Consider the following 24382-nt stretch of genomic DNA (forward strand, 5'->3'; position numbering starts at 1 on the left):
TTTATTGCGGGAGGAAAACGTTTGTGTTTTATTATCTTATCGCTTTAGCTGTTATACTTATTGATCAGGTAACAAAATGGATGATTGTAAAAGAAATGTATTATGGACAAAGCATCACCGTAATTGAAAACTTTCTTTACATTACCTCTCATCGTAACAGAGGAGCCGCGTGGGGGATTTTACAAGGACAGATGTGGTTCTTTTATCTCATTACGGTGGTTGTGGTAGTCGGTTTAATAATTTATATTCAAAAGCTCAAAAAACAAGATAAATGGTTCGGTATTGCGCTAGCATTAATGTTAGGCGGCGCCATTGGAAACTTTATTGATCGAGTGGTCCGTAAAGAAGTAGTTGATTTCGTAAATACATACATCTTTACGTATGATTTTCCGATTTTTAACGTAGCTGATTCGGCACTTGTCGTCGGAGTAATCATCATGTTTATTATGACGCTGTTTGAAGGGAAAATGAAGAAGGAGCACAAAGAATGAATGTAATTGAAACAGTTATAAATGAAGAACAAGCGGGAGAACGTATTGATAAAGTACTTTCGACTGTAAATGCAGAATGGTCACGTTCACAAGTGCAGCAATGGATTAAAGAAGGTCACGCAAAAGTGAACGATAAAACCGTTAAAGGAAACTATAAATGTAAAACAGGAGACGCTATTATTATCGAAGTGCCGGAATTAGAAGAGCTTGATGTGGTAGCGGAAGAAATGGATTTAGATATTTATTATGAAGATCAAGATGTGCTTGTTGTAAATAAACCTCGCGGCATGGTTGTACATCCAGCTCCTGGTCATCATAGCGGCACGCTTGTAAACGGCCTAATGGCTCACTGTAAAGATTTATCGGGTATTAACGGCGTTATGCGCCCTGGTATCGTTCATCGAATTGATAAAGATACATCCGGTTTACTTATGGTTGCAAAAAATGATTTAGCTCATGAATCACTAGTTAGTCAGCTTGTAGCTAAAACAGTGACGCGTCGTTATAAAGCTATCGTTCACGGAGTAATTGCGCACGATCACGGTACAATTGATGCGCCAATCGGCCGAGATAAGCAAGATCGTCAAAGCATGACGGTAACTGATGAAAACAGTCGTGATGCAGTGACACACTTTACTGTATTGCAGCGTTTTAAAGATTTTTCACTAGTCGAATGTAAGCTAGAAACGGGGCGAACACACCAAATTCGCGTTCATATGAAGTATATTGGCTTTCCGCTTGCCGGGGATCCGAAGTACGGACCGAAAAAAACGCTTCCGATTGACGGACAAGCGCTTCATGCAGGTGTATTAGGCTTTATTCACCCTCGTACAAATGAATATATGGAATTTGAAGCACCGGCTCCAAAAGAGTTTAATGAGATGCTAGAACTTATTGAAAAAAGAAGTTGACAACTGCCATAAGTGATGGCATACTTGTATTAACTTAATAAGAACCTTTAAGAACAGTCCAGAGAGGCTGAGAAGGAAACGGTGCAGAAAAGGCATATTTATAGCCTTTTTGAAGAAATATATCTAAAACCAAATCCTCTTGCCTCAAGGCAAGAGGATTTTTTTATGTCAACAACTTGAGGTGAAAAACAGTGAACGTAAAAGCTACCGTACTTGACGAACAGGCTATTCGCCGCGCTTTAACTCGAATTGCACATGAGATTATTGAAAAGAATAAAGGAATCGAAAATTGTGTGCTAGTGGGGATTAAAACGCGAGGTATTTATATCGCAAAACGTTTAGCAGAACGAATTGCACAAATTGAAGGAAATACATTGCCAGTCGGAGAACTAGACATCACGCTTTACCGAGATGATTTATCGAAAGTGACAAGCAATGATGAGCCTCTCGTAAAAGGATCAGATATTCCGACAGATATTGCAAATAAGAACGTCATCTTAGTAGACGATGTGTTATATACGGGCCGTACGGTTCGAGCAGCACTTGATGCACTGATTGATATCGGCCGACCTGAACTCATTCAGCTGGCTGTCTTAGTGGATAGAGGGCACCGCGAGCTGCCGATTCGAGCAGACTACGTTGGCAAAAACGTACCGACAGCTAAAAGTGAAAAAATTGCGGTGCATTTAATGGAAGTAGATGAAAAAGACCACGTGTCTATTTATGAAAAATAAATTATATACCCTTTTAAATGGTAGTCCCGTGAGGCTGCAAAAGGGGGGTCACTATACAAGGGAAACTATACTGCGGTATAGCGTCTTCCTTGTATGCTGAAAACCTCTTTGCCTCTGCGTAAAGAGGTTTTTTAATAGTGATAGGAGGAAAAACATATGAGTCAACAACGAGATTTTGTACTTGATATACATGATAAACCAAAAGCAATAAATTGGTTAACATTGAGTCTGCAGCATTTGTTTGCAATGTTTGGGTCGACGGTGTTAGTGCCGTTCCTAGTTGGGTTCAGCCCGGCAATTGCTTTGATTTCAAGCGGGGTAGGAACGCTTGCTTTCCTGCTCATTACAAGAGGTCAAATTCCTTCTTATCTTGGTTCATCGTTCGCGTTCATCACGCCAATCATTTTCGCCAAAGCTTCGTTTGGACCTGAAGAAACGATGGTTGGTTGTTTCTTAGCCGGACTTGTTTATGGAATTGTTGCTTTGATTATAAAAGGAACAGGAATCAATTGGATTATGAAGCTGCTTCCTCCGGTTGTAGTAGGACCAGTTATTATGGTTATAGGCTTAGGACTGGCTAATACAGCAGTAGGCATGGCTATGAACGATGCAAAAGGAAATTACAGCTTAACTTACCTGATGGTTGCGCTTGTGACACTAGTGATAACAGTTGCTTGCTCAATCTTCTTTAAAAACATTATCAGTCTGATTCCGGTACTGATGGGAATTATCGGTGGATACATCTTCGCTTATACACAAGGATTGGTAGACTTTTCAAAGGTAGTGAAAGCAGAGTGGATTGAAGTACCTCACTTCTACGTGCCGTTCGTCACATACACGCCGTCCATTTCATTAGGGATTGTGCTTATCATGGTACCTGTAGCAGTCGTAACACTCTCAGAACATATCGGACACATTCTCGTCTTAAATAAGATTGTGGATCGAAATTATATTGAAAAGCCAGGGCTGCACAGATCGATTTTAGGAGACGGAGTAGCAACTATGCTTGCTGCGCTGATCGGCGGACCGCCAAATACAACATACGGTGAGAACATCGGAGTGTTAGCCATCACAAAGGTGCTTAGCGTATTTGTGATAGCAGGAGCAGCAGTCTTCGCGATTTTGTTCGGGTTTGTCGGAAAAATCAACGCTCTTATTTCAAGTATACCAACGCCGGTCATGGGCGGGATTTCGATTCTCCTATTCGGAATCATTGCTTCATCGGGCTTGCGAATGATGGTGGATGCAAAGGTAGACCTTGGATCAAAACGAAACTTAATGATTGCTTCGATTATCTTAGTATTAGGAATCGGAGGAGCACACTTAGATATCTCAGAACATGTAAAGATTGATAGCATGGCACTGTCTGCTATCATGGGAGTTCTGCTGAATCTAGTTCTGCCGAAAGAGAAGATAAAAGAAGCAGAAAACGTTCAAGAAACGTCAGCACGAAAAATTTCATAGAACGCCTTTTAATTGAAATCCAGAGAGGTTTCTAAGGGTGTGTGAAAAGCGCGTTATAGACGAAGCTTGTTTTCTTACACCCTTTCTAAGTTAGAAAGGGTGTTTTTTATAAAGAAATGCGAGGAAAGCAAAAATGGAGGGAATCGATATGAAACATTTAGTGACAGTCTCAACACTAGAAACAAATGAAATTCTAGAGATTTTAGACAGCGCTGAAAACTATCGAACGAATAAACAAGGATGGAAACCGGAAGAGAAAATGTTTGTTGCCAACTTATTTTTTGAAGCGAGCACGCGTACTCGATGCAGCTTTGAAATGGCAGAACAGCAGCTAGGATTAACAACAATTCCGTTTGAAGTAACAACTTCAAGCGTCCAAAAAGGAGAAACGCTTTATGACACGATTGAAACATTAGCTTCAATCGGCGTTCAATCAGTTGTTATTCGCCACCCGCAAGATCGTTATTATGAAGCACTGCAGGAAAAAGTATCGATTCCCATCATTAATGCAGGAGACGGATGCGGTCAGCATCCAACTCAGTGTCTGCTTGATCTACTGACGATTCGCCAAGAGTTCGGCTCGTTTAAAGGATTAAAAGTTGCAATAGTCGGAGATTTGCGACATAGCCGCGTAGCGAGATCGAATGCTGAAATGCTGACAAAACTAGGGGCGACCGTATATTTTGCGGGACCTGAAGAATGGAAAGATGAAGAGAACAGACACGGTACATATCTTGATATCGATGAAGCAATCGAAACGGTCGATGTTGTGATGCTGCTGCGTATTCAATTTGAAAGGCATGAAGAGAACACTTCAGAGCTTGCACAGAACTACCACAGCCGCTTCGGATTAACCGTTGAACGAGAGCGGAAAATGAAATCACATAGCATTATCCTTCATCCAGCTCCTGTAAACAGAGGAGTCGAAATTGCAGATGAGCTCGTTGAATGTGAACGATCAAGAATTTTTAAACAAATGCAAAATGGCGTGTACATTCGCATGGCAGTATTAGCAAGAGCGCTACAACCAATTGAAAGGGGACTTAATAATGACAACAATTATCAAAAATGCTACATGGTTAAATGAAGGAAAAATTGAACAAGTCGAACTGAAAATTGAAAATGGTGTAATTGCTGAAATAGCTTCACACATCGACGTGGAGAATGAAGAAGTCATTGATGCAGGCGGGAACTTCTTATCACCGGGTTTAATCGATGTCCACGTTCACTTGCGCGAGCCAGGGGGAGAAAAGAAAGAAACGATTGAAACGGGTACTCTAGCAGCGGCAAAGGGCGGTTTTACAGCAATTGCTGCAATGCCAAACACGCGTCCAGTTCCCGATACTGTTGAACAAATGGAGTGGGTAAACAAGCGTATTGAAGAAACAGCACATGTTCGCGTATTGCCATACGCATCGATTACCACTCGCCAATTAGGAAAAGAACTAACGGACTTTGAAGGCTTAAAAGAAGCGGGCGCATTTGCTTTTACAGATGATGGAGTAGGCGTTCAGTCAACAGGAATGATGCTAGAAGCGATGAAGAAAGCCGCTTCATTAAATAAAGCAATCGTTGCACACTGTGAAGATAATGATTTAATCAACAAAGGCTGCGTCCACGACGGAAAATTTGCAAAAGAACATGGACTAAACGGTATTCCTTCTATCTGTGAAGCCGTTCAAATTGCACGAGATGTACTGCTTGCTGAAGCAGCAAACTGTCACTATCATGTGTGTCACGTAAGTACAAAAGAATCCATTCGCGCCATTCGAGATGCAAAAAAAGCAGGTATTCGCGTAACCGCAGAAGTAACGCCTCATCATTTACTGCTAAATGAGGAAGACATCCCTGGGCTTGATTCAAACTTTAAAATGAATCCGCCGCTTCGAGGAAAAGATGATCAACAGGCATTAACTGAAGCTTTATTAGATGGAACGCTTGATTTTATCGCCACTGATCATGCACCGCACACAGCGGACGAAAAAGCAGAAGGCATGGAGCTTGCGCCGTTTGGGATTGTGGGACTTGAAACAGCTTTCCCGCTTCTTTATACAAACTTAGTATTAAAAGAAGTAATGACGCTAGAGCAGCTAGTATCATATTTAACAAACAAGCCTGCTGACACGTTCAACCTTCCCTATGGCACCATCGAAGTAGGGAAAACAGCAGATTTAACTATCATTGATCTTGAAACGGAAAAAGCAATTAATCCAGAAGAATTTGTATCAAAAGGTAAAAATACGCCGTTTGCTAACTGGGTATGCAAAGGTTGGCCGGTAATGACATTAGTAGAAGGTAAACGAGTATGGGAGGATGTTAAAGCATGCAACGTCAACTAATTTTAGAAGATGGAACAGTATTTATCGGAAAAGGATTCGGCAGCGACAAAGAAATGACAGGAGAAGTTGTTTTCAACACGGGAATGACAGGATATCAAGAAATTCTATCTGATCCATCATACTGTGCACAAATTGTGACATTAACATATCCTTTAATCGGAAACTACGGTATTAACCGCGATGACTTTGAGTCGATTGAACCAGCTGTACACGGTTTGATTGTAAAAGAAATTTGTGATGCTCCTTCAAACTTCAGAAGCGAACTATCAGTAGATGAATTTTTAAAACAAAAAGATATTCCAGGATTAGCTGGAATCGACACGAGAAAATTAACGAGAAAAATTCGTCAGCACGGTGCGCTTCGCGGACGCGTGTGCAACATGGAAGTCAATGTAGAAGAAGTGGTAGCACAGCTTCAAAATCATGAACTTCCGACTGATTCAGTTAAAAAAGTATCAACAGTGAAGCCTTATCCAAGCCCAGGCAGAGGTAAAAAAGTGGTACTCGTTGACTTTGGAATGAAACACGGAATTTTACGTGAATTAACAGCTCGTCAATGCGACGTGATTGTGGTTCCTTATAACGTAACTGCGCAAGAAATTCTTCAATTAAATCCAGATGGCATCATGTTGAGCAACGGACCTGGAGACCCAAAAGACGTACCTGAAGCAATCGAGATGATTCAAGGGGTTTTAGGAAAGGTTCCTCTTTTCGGAATTTGTTTAGGACATCAGCTGTTTGCGCTAGCATGCGGAGCAGATACAGAAAAAATGAAATTTGGTCATCGTGGATCCAACCATCCTGTAAAGGATCTAAAAACCAATAAAGTAGCTCTTACATCTCAAAACCACGGCTATACAGTATGTGAGCCATCTCTTGTCAACACGCCATTAGAAGTGACGCACGTTGCGCTTAACGATGGAACAGTTGAAGGAGTAAAGCATAAAGAATATCCGGCATTCACGGTTCAATATCACCCTGAAGCATCACCGGGACCTGAAGATGCAAACGGATTGTTCAACGAATTTATGAATCTTATGAAAAACAATCAGAAAGTAGGTAATTGCTAATGCCAAAACGTCAAGATATTAACACAATTCTCGTAATCGGATCAGGACCAATCGTCATCGGACAGGCGGCAGAGTTTGACTATGCAGGAGCGCAAGCGTGTATTGCCCTAAAAGAAGAAGGATACAAAGTTATTCTTGTGAATTCCAATCCTGCAACAATCATGACAGACTCAGAAATGGCAGATAAAGTATATATTGAACCTCTAACGGTTGAATTTGTAAGCTCAATTATTCGTAAAGAACGCCCTGATGCACTGCTTCCAACGCTTGGCGGTCAAACGGGATTGAACTTAGCGGTAGAATTACATGAAACGGGTATTTTAGAAGAATTTAATGTAGAAATTCTGGGGACAAAATTATCGGCGATTGAACAAGCTGAAGACCGTGAGCAGTTCCGTTCACTAATGAATGAACTAAATCAGCCTGTCCCAGCAAGTGAAATCATTCATTCGCTAGACGAAGCGTATGCGTTTGTTGAACAAGTAAACTATCCGGTAATCGTGCGTCCTGCTTATACGCTTGGCGGTACGGGAGGCGGAATTTGTAACAACGAGCAAGAGTTGATTGAAATTGTAACAAGTGGATTAAAACACAGTCCTGTAACACAGTGCTTACTTGAGAAAAGCATTGCAGGCTTTAAAGAAATTGAATATGAAGTAATGCGCGATGCAAACGATAATGCGATTGTAGTATGTAATATGGAAAACTTTGATCCGGTCGGTATTCATACGGGAGATTCAATTGTTGTAGCACCAAGCCAAACGCTAAGCGACCGTGAGTATCAGCTGCTTAGAAATGCGTCACTAACAATTATCCGAGCGCTTAAAATCGAAGGCGGATGTAACGTTCAGCTAGCACTAGATCCAGAAAGCTTCCAGTATTACGTAATTGAAGTAAACCCTCGCGTAAGCCGCTCATCGGCTTTAGCATCAAAAGCAACAGGGTATCCAATTGCAAAATTAGCAGCAAAAATTGCGGTAGGCTTAACATTAGATGAAATGATGAACCCGGTAACTGGGAAGACATACGCATGTTTCGAACCGGCACTAGATTACATCGTATCTAAAATTCCACGCTGGCCGTTTGATAAATTTGAATCAGCTAATCGTAAACTAGGTACACAGATGAAAGCAACAGGTGAAGTAATGGCAATTGGCCGCACGTTCGAAGAGTCAATTTTAAAAGCCGTACGCTCACTAGAGTCAAACGTTCATCACTTAGAGCTGAAAGATGCGCATGAATTTGATGATGCAATTATTGAAAAACGTATTCGCAAAGCTGGTGATGAGCGATTATTCTACATCGCAGAAGCGATTCGCCGTGGCGTAACGATTCAGCAAATTCACGAGTGGAGCAAAATCGATCTCTTCTTCTTAGTAAAACTTGAAAAAGTGATTGCTTTTGAAAATGTGTTAAAAGAAGAGATTCATAACGTAGAAGTTTTACAGGAAGCAAAAGAAATGGGATTTGCAGACTGCACGATTGCTAAGCTATGGAATCAAACAGAGCGTGAAGTATATGACTTCCGCAAACAAAATGGCGTGATGCCAGTGTACAAAACGGTAGATACATGTGCAGCTGAATTTGAATCTACAACACCATATTTCTACGGCACGTTTGAAGATGAAAACGAATCGATTGTTACAGATCGTAAAAGCGTTGTAGTGTTAGGGTCAGGACCAATCCGCATCGGGCAAGGAATTGAGTTTGACTATGCAACAGTTCACTCCGTGTGGGCGATTAAAGAAGCTGGATACGAGGCGATTATTGTCAATAACAATCCAGAAACAGTATCAACTGACTTCAGTATTTCAGATAAATTATACTTCGAGCCGCTGACGATTGAAGATGTGATGCATATCATCGATTTAGAAAAACCAGAAGGTGTGGTTGTACAGTTCGGTGGTCAAACAGCAATCAACTTAGCAGACGAGCTAGAAGCAAGAGGGGTCAAGATTTTAGGAACGTCGCTTGAAAGCTTAGACGCAGCGGAAGATCGTAAAAAATTCGAAGCGACGCTAGCACGTTTAGAAGTACCTCAGCCGCTTGGAAAGACGGTTACATCCGTAGAAGAAGCAGTGGTTGTGGCAAAAGAAATTGGTTATCCGGTGCTTGTACGACCTTCATATGTACTAGGCGGACGCGCAATGGAAATTGTATATAAAGAAGAAGAACTGCTTCACTATATGAAACACGCGGTAAAAGTACACGCTGATCACCCTGTGTTAATCGACCGCTACTTAACTGGAAAAGAAATTGAAGTCGATGCCATTTCAGACGGTGAAACAGTGGTTATTCCAGGGATTATGGAACATGTAGAGCGCGCCGGTGTACACTCAGGTGACTCCATTGCTGTATATCCACCGCAAACTCTGTCACAGGATGTAAAAGATACAATCATTGATTACACAACACGTATTGCAAAAGGCTTAAACATTATTGGACTGCTCAACATTCAGTTCGTCTTATCAAAAGGAGAAGTGTTTGTTCTTGAAGTAAATCCTCGTTCAAGCCGTACGGTGCCGTTCTTAAGTAAAATTACGCGTATTCCGATGGCGAATGTCGCAACAAAAGTTATTTTAGGAACAAGTTTGCGAGAGCTTGGTTATGAATCAGGCATGCACCCTGAAGAAGAAGGCGTCTACGTAAAAGTGCCGGTCTTCTCATTTGCAAAGCTGCGTCGCGTAGATATTACGCTTGGACCTGAAATGAAATCTACTGGAGAAGTAATGGGGCAAGATTCAACGTACGAAAAAGCATTATATAAAGGACTAATTGCGTCAGGTATGTCCATTAAGCCGTACGGTTCAGTACTTATGACAGTAGCGGATAAAGACAAAGAAGAGGCAACAGCGCTTGCGAAGCGTTTTGCTAACATCGGCTACCAGGTGATTGCAACGGAAGGAACAGCTTCAACGTTTACAAAAGAAGACATTCGCGTAAAAGTAGTAAATAAAATTCATCATGAAGATCACAATCTTTTAGATGTGATACGAAAAGGTGAAGCGCAGCTTGTCATCAACACGCTAACAAAAGGAAAACAGCCTGCGCGTGACGGATTTAAAATTCGCCGTGAAGCAGTTGAAAATGGTGTACCTTGCTTAACATCACTTGATACAGCAGAAGCGATTTTACGAGTGCTTGAAACGATCAGCTTCCATACAACACCAATGAAAAAAGTTCGTCCAACTAAAGAGGTGACAACCGTATGATCAAACATGAAATGATGCAAGTCGTCAGTCAGCGACCGTTAACACACAATGTATATGAATTAACCCTTCAAGGCGAGCTTGTTCGTTTCATGAATGAGCCGGGGCAGTTTGTGCATATCCGCGTCAACAACGACTACTTGCCGCTGCTTCGCAGACCAATCAGTATTGCAGAAATTGACCAAACGCACGAACAATTTACGATGATTTACCGTGCAGAAGGGGCGGGAACATCGCTGCTTGCCGAAAAACAAGCCGGACAGTCGATCGACGTGTTAGGTCCGCTTGGCCACGGTTTTCCATTGGAAGCGATAGAGTCAGGTCAAACGGCTTTATTAGTAGGGGGAGGCATTGGAGTGCCTCCGCTCTATGAGCTTTCAAAAAGACTTCGTGAAAAAGGCGTGCAGGTTATTCACGTCTTAGGCTTTCAATCAAAAGCAGACGTATTTTACGAGCGAGAGTTTTTAGCTTTAGGAGAAACATATATTGCAACGGTAGACGGCTCTTACGGAACAAAAGGTTTTGTCACAACGGTGATTGACGAGCAGCAGTTTTCATATGACGTTATGTTTTCATGCGGTCCAACTCCGATGTTAAAAGCACTAGAAAATAATTATACAAACAAGCCGCTTTACATTTCTTTAGAAGAAAGAATGGGTTGTGGAATCGGTGCTTGTTTTGCATGTGTATGCAGAGAAAGTGAAGATTCTACGGCGTATAAAAAAATCTGCAGCGACGGTCCCGTCTTTCAAGCAGGGGAGGTGCTTCTATGAGTATGCTAAAAACGACATTGCCAGGATTAGATTTGAAAAATCCAATTATGCCCGCATCCGGCTGTTTTGGATTTGGGCGTGAGTATGCTCAATTTTATTCACTTGATGCACTTGGAGCCATTATGATTAAAGCGACGACTGCGGACACTCGTTTTGGCAATCCAACTCCTCGCGTAGCGGAAACATCTGCAGGAATGTTAAATGCGATTGGATTACAAAATCCTGGGTTAGAAAAAGTAATGAACGAAGAGCTCGTTTGGCTTCAGCAATATGACGTGCCGATTATCGCGAACGTAGCCGGTGCTTCAATTGAAGAATATGTGCACGTGGCAAAAGAAATTTCAACCGTATCAAATGTAAAAGCACTTGAATTGAATATTTCATGTCCTAACGTAAAAGAAGGCGGAATTGCGTTTGGCGTAGATCCTGTCATTGCTGCTCGTTTAACGAAAGCAGTAAAAGATGTTTCAAATGTTCCAGTTTATGTTAAACTATCACCAAACGTATCCAATATTGTAGACATGGCAATGGCTGTTGAAGAAGCCGGTGCGGATGGCTTAACGATGATCAATACGCTTCTCGGGATGCGTCTGGATTTGAAAACAGCTCAGCCGGTTTTAGCGAACGGCACAGGCGGACTGTCAGGCCCATCTATTAAACCGGTAGCGATTCGAATGGTATATGAAGTGAGTCAAAAAGTGAACATTCCAATTATCGGTATGGGCGGAGTGACAACTGCTGAAGATGCACTCGAGTTCCTATATGCAGGTGCAAGTGCAGTGGCGGTTGGTACAGCAAACTTTGTTGACCCGTATGTATGTCCAACCATCATTGACGAACTGCCAAGGCTATTAACATCATTAGGATACGAGCATGTTTCAGAATGTATTGGAAGGAGCTGGAAAAAGCGTGAAGCAACCGTTAATCATTGCTCTTGATTTTTCATCAATTAACGATGTACAGCAGTTTTTAATGCCTTTTCAACAAGAGTCATTGTTTGTGAAAGTAGGCATGGAACTGTTTTATAAAGAAGGGTTATCCATTATTTCTGCATTAAAAGAGCAAAACCACCAAATCTTTTTAGACTTAAAGCTTCATGATATTCCCAATACAGTAAAGCAAGGGATGAAGTCTTTAGCTTCTCTTGAAGTGGATTTGGTTAACGTTCACGCAGCGGGCGGAATGAACATGATGCAAGCAGCCGTTGAAGGACTTGACTTAGGAACCGCTGCCGGCAAAAAGCGCCCGGATTGTATTGCGGTTACTCAGCTAACGAGTACATCTGATGAAATGCTAAAAGAGCAGCAGCTCATTACACATTCGATGCAAGAAGTGGTTACGCATTATGCAGCGCTTGCTAAAAAAAGCGGACTTGACGGCGTTGTATGTTCTACTCATGAAGTCCCTTCGATTCGAAAAGCAGCAGGAGAGGACTTTTTGACCGTAACGCCGGGTATTCGTATGGGCACAGATTCAGTAGATGACCAAGTCCGTGTGGCAACACCTCAGCTAGCGAGAGAATATGGCTCAAGTGCCATTGTCGTTGGACGTTCTATTACTAAAGCAAAAGACCCGCTTAAAGCATATTATGAGATGTTACAGCAGTGGAAAGGGGAGCGTATTACGCGATGACAAAACTACGAAAAGAAATTGCAAAACAATTAATTGATATTGAGGCAGTAAGCCTTCAACCAAACGAGCCGTTTACGTGGGCCTCTGGAATTAAGTCACCTATTTATTGTGACAACCGTCTAACGCTTAGCTACCCGAAAGTGCGAAAAGAAATTGCAAAAGGTCTGCAGCATTTAATTAAAACGTATTTTGCCAATGCAGAAGTGATTGCCGGTACCGCTACAGCTGGTATCCCTCATGCAGCATGGGTAAGTGAAGCGCTAGAGCTTCCAATGTGCTATGTGCGAAGCAAAGCAAAAGAACATGGCCAAGGAAATCAAATCGAAGGAAAAGTAACAAAAGGTCAAAAAGTAGTTGTGATTGAAGATTTGATTTCAACTGGAGGAAGTGTGTTTACCGCAGTCGATGCATTAAAAGCGCAGGGGTGTGAAGTGCTTGGAGTTGTGTCTATCTTTACATATGAGCTGGAAAAAGCGCGTCAGCTGTTTAAAGAAAAAGAACTTCAGGTTTATTCGCTAACAGACTACTCTACGCTAGTAGAAGCGGCAAACGAAGCGGGATACATTGAAGAAGAAGCGATGGACAAGCTATTTAAATGGCGTGAAAACCCTTCAGACCCTTCATGGATGAACTAAACTAGGTCTATAATAAAAACCCCCTTTCTATATAGAAAGGGGGTTTTTATTATGACTGACGCAGCTTCAGTACAAGTTCTTCGCTAGGCGTTACGTACACCGTTTGCTGGTTATCGTACGTCACAAAACCAGGCTTGGCACCGCTTGGTTTTTTTACGTGGCGAATTTTTGTATAGTCCACGGGTACCGAACTTGAATTTTTAGCTTTACTAAAGTAAGCAGCAAGATGAGCCGCTTCTAAAATTGTTTCTTCTGAAGGCTCTTGGCTGCGGATAACAACGTGAGAACCCGGTATATCTTTCGTATGAAACCAAACGTCATCACGAGCAGCAAGGCGATTTGTTAAATACTCATTTTGCTTATTGTTTTTTCCAACTAAAATCGTCGTGCCGTCGCTTGAAACGTATTGTTCAAGTGTAGGCGTAGTGTTTTTTTGTTTTTTCGCTTGTTTTTGCTGACGGTTGCGCAAATATCCTTCTTCCACAAGCTCTTCACGAATCTCTGCAATGTCTTTGTGAGTAGCAGTATCCATTTGCTGAATAAGTGATTCAAAATACTGTACTTCTTCGTTTGCTTTTTCAATTTGTTCGATTACAATCGAAACGGAATTTTTCGCTTTTTGATACTTTGTGAAATAGCTTTGAGCATTTTGAGACGGTGATTTTTGCGGATCTAATGAAATCGTAAGTGTACCGCTATTTTCATCATAATAATTAATAACATCCACTTTCGCATCTCCTTTTTTGACAAGGTGTAAATTTGCGGTAAGGAGTTCACCGGCTAGCTGGTAATCAGATGCTTTTTCTGCATTTTGCAGCGTTTGCTCAAGTTTTTTTATTTTTTTCTCATTTTTCTTTTTCTCGGTAGAAATAAACTGTACTAAATCATGCGCTTGCTGCTTTACACGATCTCGCTCTGCTTTCCCGTAGTAATAGCGGTCAAGAAGCTCGCTGATGGTTGCATACGTTTTTTTCGTACCCTCTAAATGCGTTAATTCCAGTAAATAAAAGTAGTCTTTTTGATTAACGGTTGTCAGAGTCGGTGTAAACTGACCTTCTTTGATCAGCGTCATCGTTTCGACGAATGATTTTGGAAGGGTAGAACGATTTGCTAAGCCAGAGCGAAACACCACTTCATTTGCAATTAAAGGAGAAAGCCCCGAGAAGGTTTGCACTAGCTGGGTGGCTAACTTTCCGCTATTAAAATCAATTTTTTTAGCCACGGTTTCTTCATCGGCTTCAAATGGATGAAGCTTATCTTGACTAGGAGGCAGTACGTAAGGTGCTCCGGGTAGAAGCGTACGGTGCCTGTTCAAGGCCATTGGAACGTGTTTAATGCTGTCGATAATCGTTTGTTTTTCTTTATCTACAAGCACAACATTACTATGTCTTCCCATGATTTCAATAATAAGCTGCTTGTACGTCACGTCGCCAATTTCATTTCGTCCTTTTGTTTCAATGACTAAAATGCGGTCCAATCCAAGCTGATACACTTGTTCAATAATGCTGCCTTCTAAATGTTTGCGAAGAAGCATACAAAACATAGGAGGCTCAGATGGATTTTCATAGGGCTCATTTGTAAAATGAACGCGTGAATAGTTAGGGTGAGCTGAGATTAAAAGTTTGCGGTTTTCACCTTTAGCGCGTACTTGTAAAATCAACTCGTTTGGAAACGGCTGATATATTTTTGAAATTCGTCCTGAAACCAAGGTCTCAGATAATTCTTGTAAAATGCCATATGTAAAAATACCATCAAATGACATAGTGCTCACATCCTTAAGTAATTGAAAATTGTCCTATAGAAAAGTATAGCATTTTTTAGGACGAGTCTGAATAAGCATACGATATAAGATTGTAACAATCTAATAGGTGCATTTACAAATAAAAGGGTGTGAAAAGATGCAATGAAATGGTATGAATTAGGTGAAAAAGCAATAGTAGAAGTAACAAAAACAGACAGACAGCATGGTCTTACACACAAAGAAGTAAAAGCACGTCAGCAGCAGCAAGGATTTAATGAATTGACTGAAGGAGAGAAAAAACCGGCCATTCTTGTGTTTCTAGAGCAGTTTAAAGATTTTATGGTACTGGTTTTACTAGCTGCCACGCTTATTTCAGGGCTTTTAGGCGAATACATCGATGCGGTTGCTATTATTGCCATTGTAGTAATTAATGGATTTCTAGGTTTTTTTCAAGAAAGAAAAGCCGAGAAATCTCTTCATGCATTAAAAGAGCTTTCTGCTCCTCAAGTAGCAGCTATGCGTGAAGGAAAATGGGTTAAGTTACCATCTAAAGAGCTGGTAGTAGGAGACGTTGTAAAGTTTTCGAGCGGAGACCGTATCGGGGCTGACCTTCGAATTATGGAAGCCAAAAGTCTAGAAATTGAAGAATCAGCGCTTACGGGAGAGTCTTTGCCTGTTGCCAAGCAAATAAAAGCTTTGCCAGGAGATGAAGTGCCGCTTGGAGATCAGGACAATATGGCGTTTATGGGTACGCTTGTGACGCGAGGAAGCGGAACAGGTATCGTTGTAGGGACTGGAATGAAAACAGCGATGGGACAAATTGCTGATTTGCTTCAAAATGCTGAAGCCATGATTACTCCTCTTCAACGGAAGTTAGAGCAATTAGGTAAAATTTTAATCGTTGTAGCTCTTGCACTTACTGTATTAGTTGTCGGGATTGGTGTGCTGCAAGGTCATGATTTATACAGTATGTTCTTAGCGGGAGTTTCCTTAGCTGTTGCTGCCATACCCGAAGGTCTTCCTGCCATCGTAACCGTGGCGCTATCTCTTGGTGTACAGCGCATGATTAAGCAAAGATCCATTGTACGCAAACTTCCTGCTGTTGAAACACTAGGATGCGCATCAGTCATTTGCTCAGACAAAACGGGCACATTAACGCAAAATAAAATGACGGTTACTCACCTCTGGTCAGGAGGAATGACGTGGAGGGTATCAGGGACAGGGTATGAACCTACGGGCGTATTTTCGCGAGAGGAAAGAGAAGTTGATACACGGAGTGAAAAATCGCTTCAGCAGCTTTTGGTGTTTGGTCTGCTTTGCAATCAAACGTCCATTTCGAGAAAAGATAAAGAATATGTCATCGACGGGGATCCTACTGAAGCGGCTTTGCTTGTGGCCGCGATGAAAGCGGGGCTGACAAAAGAAAACATTCAAAAGCAGTTTACGATTATTGAAGAGTTTCCATTTGATTCAACGCGCAAAATGATGAGTGTAGTCATTGAAGACGCATCTCATAAGCGCTATGTCATAACAAAAGGTGCTCCTGATGTGCTGCTTGTAAACAGCAAAAATATTTTGTGGGAAAGCAGACAACAAACGCTGTCGGTAACGGTTCATAATGAAGTAAAAGGAGCAATCGATCAGTTAGCTAGCCAAGCGCTTCGAACCATTGCGATTGCTTATCGGCCGTTAGGAGACCATGAGAGCGTTCATACAGAGAACGAAGCGGAAAAAGACCTTACTTTCCTCGGGCTTCAAGGAATGATTGATCCGCCAAGACCAGAAGTCAAGCAAGCGGTCAAAGAATGCCGAGACGCAGGAATCAAAACCGTTATGATTACAGGTGACCACGTCATTACAGCACAGGCGATTGCAAAACAGTTAGGCATTTTACCGAAAAACGGTCAAGTCTTGGAAGGAACGGATTTATCCAAAATGACGCAGGAAGAGCTAGAAGAAGTAGTGGATGATGTTTACGTATATGCCAGGGTATCGCCTGAACATAAACTTAAAATTGTTAAAGCTCTTCAAGCAAAAGATCATATTGTAGCTATGACGGGCGACGGCGTAAATGATGCACCGGCTATTAAAGCAGCAGATATAGGCATCGCGATGGGCATCACCGGGACAGACGTAGCAAAAGAAGCGTCTTCACTCGTTTTGCTTGATGATAATTTTGCTACTATTAAATCAGCGATCAAAGAAGGACGAAACATCTATGAAAATATTCGAAAGTTTATTCGTTACTTGCTTGCATCAAATGTAGGAGAAATCTTAGTTATGCTCTTTGCGATGATTTTAGCACTTCCGCTTCCGCTAGTGCCAATTCAAATACTATGGGTAAACTTAGTAACAGACGGTTTGCCTGCGATGGCTCTTGGCTTAGACCAGCCGGAGGACAACGTGATGAAGCGCCATCCAAGGCATCCGCGCGAAGGTATTTTTGCAAGAGGATTAGGGTGGAAAGTAGTCAGCCGCGGATTTTTAATTGGAGCTGCTACACTTGCTGCATTCATGATTGTCTACGACAATGACCCAGATCGTCTGCAGTATGCTCAGACGATTGCATTTGCCACGCTTGTTATGGCACAGCTTATTCACGTATTTGACTGCCGAAGTGAAAAATCAATCTTTGATCGCAATCCATTTCAGAACTTATATCTTGTAGGAGCCGTTATTTCATCTATTATCCTTATGCTGGTGGCTATCTACTATCCGCCCCTGCAGCCTATTTTCCATACAATGGCCATTGCACCGCGGGAATGGCTCGTTATTTTAGGACTTGCAAGTCTTCCAACTTTTTTACTTGCCGGTTCACTTTTAACAAGAAAACCTTCATAAATTGTGCTATACTTTAATACAGGCTGTCCTAAATGAGAAAACTCATGAAGGCAGCCTTTACAGGTTGAATAAAGAAGAGAGATTTCTTTTTTTTGCTAACACTTTCTTTTATGATACTTTTTATGTAAGATGTACATAGTGGATGTGATGATAATGATAAAAAGTATGACTGGTTTTGGCCGCGGAAAAGCGGAAGTGGAAAATCGATCAGTAACAGTCGAAATGAAGTCTGTTAATCATCGTTTTTGTGAAATTGTTATTCGTATGCCAAGACAATTAATTGAAATTGAAGATAAAATAAAAAAAATCGTTCAAACATACATAAAACGTGGTAGAGTAGAAGTATTTGTTACTATTTCAGGTGAAGAAATGGCAAAAAAGAAACTGCAGACGGATTGGCAGCTGCTTGATGAATACATGCATGCGTTGCAGCAAGTAAAAGAAAAGCATGGGCTGTCACAATCTGTTCAAATTCAAGACATTTTACACATGCCTGAAGTGATGACAACTTATGAAGAAGAAGCTGATCAGACGAGTATTCATGGTGCAATCTTTGAAGCCGTTGAAGCTGCTGTGCATCAGTTAGTGGATATGCGGAAACGAGAGGGATCAGAGCTGTATCACGATTTAATGGGGTACTTACAGGACATTCAAGACATTCGCGAAAAAATTACACAGCTTGCTCCTGAAGTTGCTGAACAATATCGCGAGCGTATTAAAAGAAAGCTGAGCGACTATTTAGAAGGTACTTTCGATGAGCAGCGAGTGCTGACTGAAGTAGCTATTTTTGCTGAAAAAGCAGATATTAGCGAAGAACTTACGCGAATTCAAAGTCATGTTTCACAATTTATTCAAGCATTAAATACACCTGATTCAGTAGGACGCAAGCTGGATTTTCTTGTTCAAGAGCTGAATCGTGAAATGAATACAATCGGTGCGAAGGCAAACAATGGTACTATTGCTCAGTATGTTATTAGTATGAAAGCACAATTAGAACGCATAAAAGAGCAGGTTCAAAATATTGAATAGCCTTCGTGTAAGATAAAGATTATATTGGTATAGCAGGAGGCTTCTTATGAGCGGTAAATTAGTGAACGTTGGATTTGGAAATTTTATTTCTTCTAATCGTATAATCTCTGTCGTTCATCCTGAATCAGCTCCAATCAAACGCATTATTCAAGATGCAAAAGATCGAGGCTCTTTAATAGATGCAACGCAAGGACGTAAAACACGATCTGTTATTGTTATGGATAGCGATCATGTTATTTTAGCTCCTGTACAGCCAGAAACTGTGTCACAGCGACTTATAAACAAAGAAGAATTATTAGAAGGGTAGGTCACTTGAACCGATGATTGAAAGAGGTTTATTAATTGTTCTTTCCGGACCATCAGGTGTTGGAAAAGGAACGGTACGAAAAGCATTGTTTGAGCAAGAAGACATTAAATTGCAGTATTCTATCTCTGCAACAACAAGAAAGCCCCGCGAAGGTGAAGTAGACGGCGTTGACTATTTCTTCAAACCACGCGAAGAGTTTGAGCGCATGATTGAAAACAAGAAATTATTAGAGTGGGCTGAATACGTAGGTAACTACTACGGTACCCCGGTTGATTATGTAGAACAAACGTTATCTGAAGGAAAAGACGTATTTCTAGAAATTGAAGTGCAAGGTGCTCTTCAAGTGAAAGAAGCATTTCCAGAAGGTTTGTTCATCTTCTTGGCACCGCCGAGTTTATCAGAGCTTAAAAGTCGTATCGTAAACCGCGGTACTGAAACAGAAGATTTAATCAATAACCGTATGCGCGTGGCAAAAGAAGAAATTGAACTTATGGACGCCTACGATTATGTTGTAGAAAATGACAAAGTAGAAAATGCTTGTGCTCGCATCCGTGCTATCGTAACGGCTGAACACTGCCGTCGTGATCGTATTTCTGCGCGCTATAAAAGAATGCTGGAGGTAGAATAAACATGCTTTATCCATCAATTGATTCCCTAATGGAAAAATTAGATTCTAAGTACACGCTTGTGACAGTAGCTGCAAAACGTGCACGTCAATTACAGCTTCACAATGATACGCCGATTGAAAAGCCGGTTTCTTATAAGTTTGTAGGCTGTGCTTTAGAAGAAATTAATGCTGAACAATTAAGCTATAAGCAAGGTGTAGCAGAAGAAGATTCTAAACATCAGTAAGTGAAAAAATAACAACCTACTTTATAGGTTGTTATTTTTTTGATGCTTTTATCTGTGTTCAAGCAGGATAGTGAATGTCTCACTACAAAAATGGTATAATAATTGAATTGAAAAGCTTTAGATAGTTACCCGAGTAAACAAGCGGATGCTGGTTGAGCGGGATAAATAGATGGGGGCATAATGATGAAGGGAAAACGAATTTTATTATGTGTTAGCGGCGGAATCGCCGTATATAAAGCCGCAGCTTTAACAAGTAAATTAGTACAAGCGGGAGCGGAAGTTAAAGTAATGATGACTGCTTCAGCATGCGAGTTCGTAACGCCGCTTACGTTTCAAGCTCTGTCTCGAAACCCAGTTTATACAGATACGTTTGATGAAAAAGATCCATCTGTAATTGCACATATTGATTTAGCAGACTGGCCTGATTTAATTTTAGTAGCTCCTGCTACGGCAAATATGATAGGGAAAATAGCAAATGGTCTTGCAGATGATATGATTTCCACAACGCTGCTGGCTGCTACTGCACCTGTGTGGATTGCACCTGCAATGAATGTTCATATGTACGATCATCCAGCTGTTAAAAAAAATATGAGCACTCTTTCATCATTTGGTTACTCTTTTGTAGAACCTGGAGAAGGGTATTTGGCATGCGGTTATGTAGGAAAAGGTCGTCTTGAAGAGCCAGAAACAATTGTTTCACTAATCGGATCTTATTTTTCACAAGCATCACATACACAAAAGATCCTTGAAGGTGTGAATATATTGGTTACAGCAGGACCTACGGTAGAACGCATTGATCCCGTCCGATTTTTCACCAATCGCTCTACTGGGAAAATGGGCTATGCCCTTGCAGAACAAGCTGCTAAATTAGGCGCATCGGTAACACTTGTAACGGGACCGACGAATTTAGAGTATCCAAAAGGAGTGCAGGTTGTTCAAATTGAAAGTGCGCAGCAGATGCTTGAAGCTGTTATGCAGCGCTATCATGAAGCAGATGTTGTCATTAAATCAGCCGCAGTGGCAGATTACCGACCAAAGCATGTGTTTGATCAAAAGATGAAAAAGCAGCCTGGTGAAGCAGTACTAGAGCTAGAGAGAACAACAGATATTTTACGCACGCTTGGAGAGCGAAAAGAACACCAGCTTTTAGTCGGCTTTGCAGCAGAAACAGAACAAGTGGATGAATATGCACAAAAGAAACTTGCATCTAAAAACTTGGATATGATTGTAGCCAATAACGTGACGACAGAAGGAGCAGGTTTTGGGACGGACACAAATATTGTAACGCTCTATAAGCGAAGCGGAGAGTCTAAAGAACTTCCCATTCTTTCAAAACACGATGTAGCTACCGAGGTGTTAAAAGAAGTGAAGGAAATGTTAGAAGGGCTGAAAAAATGAGTGTAGCTAGTGTAATTGTGGACGTGGCTGCTAAGCAAACAGATCGAGCTTTTGACTACGCTATTCCCGATAAATGGAAAGGAATTATTGTTCCGGGTATGCGAGTTGTCGTTCCGTTTGGTCCTAGAAAAGTTCAAGGGTTTGTGGTGGCTCTTAAAGAAGAGGCTGAAGTTAAGCGTGTTAAACCAATCGCTGACCTGCTTGATTTAACGCCGGTTCTGACTCCCGAACTGTTAGAGATTGGGCACTGGCTAACCGAAAAAACGCTTTGTTTTATGATATCGGCTTTTCAAGTCATGCTGCCTGCGGCGATGAAAGCAAAATATGATAAAGAACTGTCACTCCTTTCAAAAGAGGCATACGAACAGCTTCATGAGCAAGTAAAGCCATTTTTTCAGTCAAGATCCTCGCTGAAGTGGAGTGAAGTAGAAAAAACAGCCGCTGCTCCTGCTTTTCACCGTGATATTCAAAAAGGTCTAATTGAAGTCGTCTACGTCGTGAAAAACAAAGGAAACAAAAAAACGGCAAAAGGCGTAAAACTGAATCAAAGCCTTGAAGAAATTCACCAGTTTATGAGCGAGTTAAATAAGCAGGCAGAAAAGCAAAAACAAGTGCTATCTTTTATGCTGAATCGAAATGAAGAAGTAGCCATAAAAGAAATAGCGGAAGATTTGCAGATTACCTCCGCTCCTATAAAAGCGCTGATTAACAAAGGACTCTTAGCGGAAACGGAAATTGAAATATACCGTGATCCTTATCAAGATCGATACTTTACACCATCAAAGCCATTTCAATTGACCGATGAACAAGCTGAGGCAATCGCACCGATTCTGCAGGACATCGAAGAAAATCTTCACGATGTGTTTTTAATGTACGGAGTAACCGGAAGCGGAAAAACAGAAGTGTATCTCCAATCAATTGATCAAGTGCTAAAAAAAGGGAAAGAAGCGATTATGCTTGTTCCGGAGATTTCACTTACCCCTCAGATGGTCAAGCGGTTTAAAGAGCGATTCGGCTCAAAAGTTGCTGTACTTCATAGCGGCTTGTCTACTGGGGAAAAATACGATGAATGGCGAAAAATTCAGCGAAAAGAAGTATCCGTTGTAGTAGGGGCCCGCTCTGCTGTATTTGCTCCATTTGAAAATTTGGGCCTTCTTATTATCGATGAAGAACATGAGACGAGTTATAAACAAGAAGAAAACCCCCGTTATCATGCAAGAGATGTAGCTATTTACCGAGGGCAGCATCATCAGTGTCCAGTCATTTTAGGAAGTGCAACACCAACGCTTGAGTCCTTTGCAAGAGCGCAAAAAGGTGTGTATAAGCTACTGACGTTAAAGCAAAGAATGAATAAGTCATCAATGCCTTCGGTGGATATCGTTGATATGAGAGAAGAGCTTCGCAGCGGCAACCGCTCTATGTTTTCAACTATGCTGTTTGAAAAGATGAAAGACCGTTTGGAAAAAGGGGAGCAAATCGTTTTATTTTTAAATAAAAGAGGTCATTCTTCTTTTGTTATGTGCAGAGACTGCGGTTACGTTCCGACATGTGAGCACTGTGAAATTTCACTAACGTATCACCGCTATCAAAATAAATTAAAATGCCATTATTGCGGACACGAAGAACATGTGCACACTGAGTGCCCAGAATGCCACAGCGAACATATCCGCTTTTTCGGGTCTGGTACACAAAAAGTGGAAGAAGAATTAACAAAAGTGCTGCCCGAGGCTAGAGTTGTTCGAATGGATGTTGATACGACAAGCCGAAAAGGCGCCCATGAAAAGCTCCTGAACAAGTTTGCAAGTGGAGAAGCGCAAATTTTACTAGGGACGCAGATGATTGCGAAAGGACTGGACTTTCCAAACGTCACGCTTGTAGGCGTTTTAACAGCAGATACGATGCTGAATTTACCTGACTTTCGTGCATCTGAAAAAACGTTTCAGCTTTTAACACAAGTAAGCGGAAGAGCAGGACGCCACAAACTTCCAGGAGAAGTAGTGATTCAAACGTACACGCCTGAACACTACAGTATTCAACTTGCGAGTCAGCATGATTACGATTCGTTTTATAAGCACGAGATGGAAATTCGTAAAATGCACAAATATCCCCCTTTCTTTTACTTGGCGCTTGTAACGGTATCTCATGAAAATATTGCAAAAGTGGTGTCTGTTACAGACAAAATTTCGCAGTATCTGCGTCAGAAACTTTCGCCGCAAACAACGATCTTAGGGCCAGTCGCATCTCCGATTGCTAAGATAAAAGATAGATATCGCTATCAATGCATGTTAAAATACAAGCTGGAACCAAGCCTGATTCCGCTGTTGAAATATATATTAGAACGTTATCAAGCGGAAATGCAGAAGGAAAATTTAACGATCACTATTGATTTGAATCCATACTCGATGATGTAACTAGTCGTCTTGATGGCGTTAAAGAAGAAGCTTTTTGGATATAAATAGAAAGAATAAAGGAGGTGCCTATTTGGCTAAGCTTAAGCTTGTTTACCATCCTAATGAAGTACTTGAACAAGAATGTGAAGTCGTTAAAAACTTTGATAATAAATTAGCGAAATTACTAAACGGCATGTATGATTTAATGCTTGAAGCAGACGGTGTGGGTCTAGCTGCTCCTCAAGTAGGAGTTCTGCAGCAAGTGGCAGTGGTAGACGTGGATGATCGACACGGTAAAATTGAGCTAATTAATCCGGTAATTATTGAGCAACGAGGCGAACAAATCGGTCCAGAAGGCTGCCTAAGTTTTCCGGGCCTTTTTGGTGACGTGGCTCGAGCTGATTATGTGAAAGTACGTGCGCAAAACCGTAAAGGAAAACCTTATTTTATAGAAGCAAAAGGTTTTTTAGCACGAGCAATTCAGCATGAAATTGATCATTTACACGGTGTATTGTTCACGGAAAAAGTGACAAAGTATTACGAAGAGGATGAACTAGAAGGGTAGG

General features: G+C 41.3%; 21 protein-coding genes. 20 read left to right on the forward strand and 1 reads right to left on the reverse strand.

Annotated elements, in window-relative coordinates:
- The first annotated feature begins 23 nt into the window (after positions 1-23).
- From lspA to pyrE, 12 genes are all read left to right on the forward strand, one after another.
- Positions 24-491, forward strand: coding sequence for a signal peptidase II (gene lspA, locus AC1DEF_RS03220; protein ID WP_013084844.1), 468 nt, complete (start codon positions 24-26; stop codon positions 489-491).
- Positions 488-1402 carry an RluA family pseudouridine synthase gene (locus AC1DEF_RS03225; protein ID WP_013058941.1) on the forward strand — a complete coding sequence of 305 codons (915 nt, stop codon included), beginning with the start codon at positions 488-490 and terminating at the stop codon, positions 1400-1402. Before lspA ends, AC1DEF_RS03225 begins: the two co-directional genes overlap by 4 nt.
- 191 nt (positions 1403-1593) lie before the next feature.
- A complete protein-coding gene (gene pyrR, locus AC1DEF_RS03230; protein WP_013058940.1) occupies positions 1594-2136 on the forward strand; it encodes a bifunctional pyr operon transcriptional regulator/uracil phosphoribosyltransferase PyrR in 543 nt (180 codons plus the stop codon).
- Between the two features lie 156 nt (positions 2137-2292).
- Positions 2293-3600, forward strand: a complete 1308-nt coding sequence (locus AC1DEF_RS03235; RefSeq protein WP_097824524.1) for a uracil-xanthine permease family protein — start codon at positions 2293-2295, stop codon at positions 3598-3600.
- A gap of 148 nt (positions 3601-3748) precedes the next feature.
- Positions 3749-4687, forward strand: coding sequence for an aspartate carbamoyltransferase catalytic subunit (locus AC1DEF_RS03240; RefSeq protein ID WP_013058938.1), 939 nt, complete (start codon positions 3749-3751; stop codon positions 4685-4687).
- A complete protein-coding gene (locus tag AC1DEF_RS03245; protein WP_097824523.1) occupies positions 4650-5939 on the forward strand; it encodes a dihydroorotase in 1290 nt (429 codons plus the stop codon). Before AC1DEF_RS03240 ends, AC1DEF_RS03245 begins: the two co-directional genes overlap by 38 nt.
- The gene (locus AC1DEF_RS03250) at positions 5924-7009 is read left to right on the forward strand and encodes a carbamoyl phosphate synthase small subunit (protein ID WP_043976434.1); all 1086 of its coding nucleotides are present in this window, start codon (positions 5924-5926) and stop codon (positions 7007-7009) included. Before AC1DEF_RS03245 ends, AC1DEF_RS03250 begins: the two co-directional genes overlap by 16 nt.
- Positions 7009-10221 (forward strand): carbamoyl-phosphate synthase large subunit, encoded by a 3213-nt coding sequence (gene carB, locus AC1DEF_RS03255; protein WP_097824522.1) that lies wholly within the window; start codon positions 7009-7011, stop codon positions 10219-10221. The genes AC1DEF_RS03250 and carB overlap by 1 nt, the downstream gene beginning before the upstream one ends.
- Complete coding sequence (locus AC1DEF_RS03260) at positions 10218-10991, forward strand: dihydroorotate dehydrogenase electron transfer subunit (RefSeq protein ID WP_013084838.1); 774 nt, start codon at positions 10218-10220, stop codon at positions 10989-10991. The genes carB and AC1DEF_RS03260 overlap by 4 nt, the downstream gene beginning before the upstream one ends.
- Positions 10988-11929: a dihydroorotate dehydrogenase gene (locus AC1DEF_RS03265; protein ID WP_016765435.1), complete on the forward strand. Its 942-nt coding sequence runs from the start codon at positions 10988-10990 to the stop codon at positions 11927-11929. Before AC1DEF_RS03260 ends, AC1DEF_RS03265 begins: the two co-directional genes overlap by 4 nt.
- Complete coding sequence (gene pyrF / locus AC1DEF_RS03270) at positions 11901-12623, forward strand: orotidine-5'-phosphate decarboxylase (protein ID WP_013058932.1); 723 nt, start codon at positions 11901-11903, stop codon at positions 12621-12623. Before AC1DEF_RS03265 ends, pyrF begins: the two co-directional genes overlap by 29 nt.
- Positions 12620-13258 carry an orotate phosphoribosyltransferase gene (gene pyrE / locus AC1DEF_RS03275; RefSeq protein WP_013058931.1) on the forward strand — a complete coding sequence of 213 codons (639 nt, stop codon included), beginning with the start codon at positions 12620-12622 and terminating at the stop codon, positions 13256-13258. The genes pyrF and pyrE overlap by 4 nt, the downstream gene beginning before the upstream one ends.
- A gap of 49 nt (positions 13259-13307) precedes the next feature.
- On the opposite strand, the gene AC1DEF_RS03280 is transcribed toward pyrE, so the two are convergent.
- Complete coding sequence (locus AC1DEF_RS03280; RefSeq protein WP_043976438.1) at positions 13308-15020, reverse strand: Rqc2 family fibronectin-binding protein; 1713 nt, start codon at positions 15018-15020, stop codon at positions 13308-13310.
- Between the two features lie 141 nt (positions 15021-15161).
- On the opposite strand from AC1DEF_RS03280, the gene AC1DEF_RS03285 reads away from it, so the two are divergent.
- The 8 genes from AC1DEF_RS03285 to def all read left to right on the forward strand — a co-directional run bounded on the left by AC1DEF_RS03285 (position 15162) and on the right by def (position 24381).
- Positions 15162-17840: a calcium-translocating P-type ATPase, SERCA-type gene (locus AC1DEF_RS03285; protein WP_097824521.1), complete on the forward strand. Its 2679-nt coding sequence runs from the start codon at positions 15162-15164 to the stop codon at positions 17838-17840.
- Between the two features lie 153 nt (positions 17841-17993).
- Positions 17994-18869 carry a YicC/YloC family endoribonuclease gene (locus AC1DEF_RS03290; RefSeq protein ID WP_016765431.1) on the forward strand — a complete coding sequence of 292 codons (876 nt, stop codon included), beginning with the start codon at positions 17994-17996 and terminating at the stop codon, positions 18867-18869.
- Between the two features lie 46 nt (positions 18870-18915).
- Positions 18916-19176 (forward strand): DUF370 domain-containing protein, encoded by a 261-nt coding sequence (locus AC1DEF_RS03295; RefSeq protein WP_013084831.1) that lies wholly within the window; start codon positions 18916-18918, stop codon positions 19174-19176.
- A gap of 13 nt (positions 19177-19189) precedes the next feature.
- Complete coding sequence (gene gmk / locus AC1DEF_RS03300) at positions 19190-19804, forward strand: guanylate kinase (protein ID WP_013058927.1); 615 nt, start codon at positions 19190-19192, stop codon at positions 19802-19804.
- A gap of 2 nt (positions 19805-19806) precedes the next feature.
- Positions 19807-20028 (forward strand): DNA-directed RNA polymerase subunit omega, encoded by a 222-nt coding sequence (gene rpoZ / locus AC1DEF_RS03305; protein WP_013058926.1) that lies wholly within the window; start codon positions 19807-19809, stop codon positions 20026-20028.
- 180 nt (positions 20029-20208) lie between these two features.
- Complete coding sequence (gene coaBC / locus AC1DEF_RS03310; protein WP_097824520.1) at positions 20209-21426, forward strand: bifunctional phosphopantothenoylcysteine decarboxylase/phosphopantothenate--cysteine ligase CoaBC; 1218 nt, start codon at positions 20209-20211, stop codon at positions 21424-21426.
- Positions 21423-23837: a primosomal protein N' gene (gene priA, locus AC1DEF_RS03315; protein WP_043976443.1), complete on the forward strand. Its 2415-nt coding sequence runs from the start codon at positions 21423-21425 to the stop codon at positions 23835-23837. The genes coaBC and priA overlap by 4 nt, the downstream gene beginning before the upstream one ends.
- A 70-nt stretch (positions 23838-23907) precedes the next feature.
- Entirely contained in the window at positions 23908-24381 is a 474-nt protein-coding gene (gene def, locus AC1DEF_RS03320; protein ID WP_013084828.1) for a peptide deformylase, read from the forward strand.
- Position 24382 lies beyond the last annotated feature (1 nt).

Source organism: Priestia sp. 10L35, from assembly GCF_056395685.1.

Excerpts from the sequence above, each read along its gene's own strand:
- AC1DEF_RS03225 (WP_013058941.1), top strand. The coding sequence starts at position 488 with ATGAATGTAATTGAAACAGTTATAAATGAAGAACAAGCGGGAGAACGT.
- AC1DEF_RS03250 (WP_043976434.1), top strand. The coding sequence starts at position 5,924 with ATGCAACGTCAACTAATTTTAGAAGATGGAACAGTATTTATCGGAAAA.
- coaBC (WP_097824520.1), top strand. The coding sequence starts at position 20,209 with ATGATGAAGGGAAAACGAATTTTATTATGTGTTAGCGGCGGAATCGCC.
- AC1DEF_RS03260 (WP_013084838.1), top strand. The coding sequence starts at position 10,218 with ATGATCAAACATGAAATGATGCAAGTCGTCAGTCAGCGACCGTTAACA.
- priA (WP_043976443.1), top strand. The coding sequence starts at position 21,423 with ATGAGTGTAGCTAGTGTAATTGTGGACGTGGCTGCTAAGCAAACAGAT.
- AC1DEF_RS03280 (WP_043976438.1), bottom strand. The coding sequence starts at position 15,020 with ATGTCATTTGATGGTATTTTTACATATGGCATTTTACAAGAATTATCT.
- AC1DEF_RS03285 (WP_097824521.1), top strand. The coding sequence starts at position 15,162 with ATGAAATGGTATGAATTAGGTGAAAAAGCAATAGTAGAAGTAACAAAA.
- carB (WP_097824522.1), top strand. The coding sequence starts at position 7,009 with ATGCCAAAACGTCAAGATATTAACACAATTCTCGTAATCGGATCAGGA.
- AC1DEF_RS03265 (WP_016765435.1), top strand. The coding sequence starts at position 10,988 with ATGAGTATGCTAAAAACGACATTGCCAGGATTAGATTTGAAAAATCCA.
- AC1DEF_RS03290 (WP_016765431.1), top strand. The coding sequence starts at position 17,994 with ATGATAAAAAGTATGACTGGTTTTGGCCGCGGAAAAGCGGAAGTGGAA.
- AC1DEF_RS03235 (WP_097824524.1), top strand. The coding sequence starts at position 2,293 with ATGAGTCAACAACGAGATTTTGTACTTGATATACATGATAAACCAAAA.
- pyrE (WP_013058931.1), top strand. The coding sequence starts at position 12,620 with ATGACAAAACTACGAAAAGAAATTGCAAAACAATTAATTGATATTGAG.
- gmk (WP_013058927.1), top strand. The coding sequence starts at position 19,190 with ATGATTGAAAGAGGTTTATTAATTGTTCTTTCCGGACCATCAGGTGTT.
- AC1DEF_RS03295 (WP_013084831.1), top strand. The coding sequence starts at position 18,916 with ATGAGCGGTAAATTAGTGAACGTTGGATTTGGAAATTTTATTTCTTCT.
- AC1DEF_RS03245 (WP_097824523.1), top strand. The coding sequence starts at position 4,650 with ATGACAACAATTATCAAAAATGCTACATGGTTAAATGAAGGAAAAATT.
- rpoZ (WP_013058926.1), top strand. The coding sequence starts at position 19,807 with ATGCTTTATCCATCAATTGATTCCCTAATGGAAAAATTAGATTCTAAG.
- AC1DEF_RS03240 (WP_013058938.1), top strand. The coding sequence starts at position 3,749 with ATGAAACATTTAGTGACAGTCTCAACACTAGAAACAAATGAAATTCTA.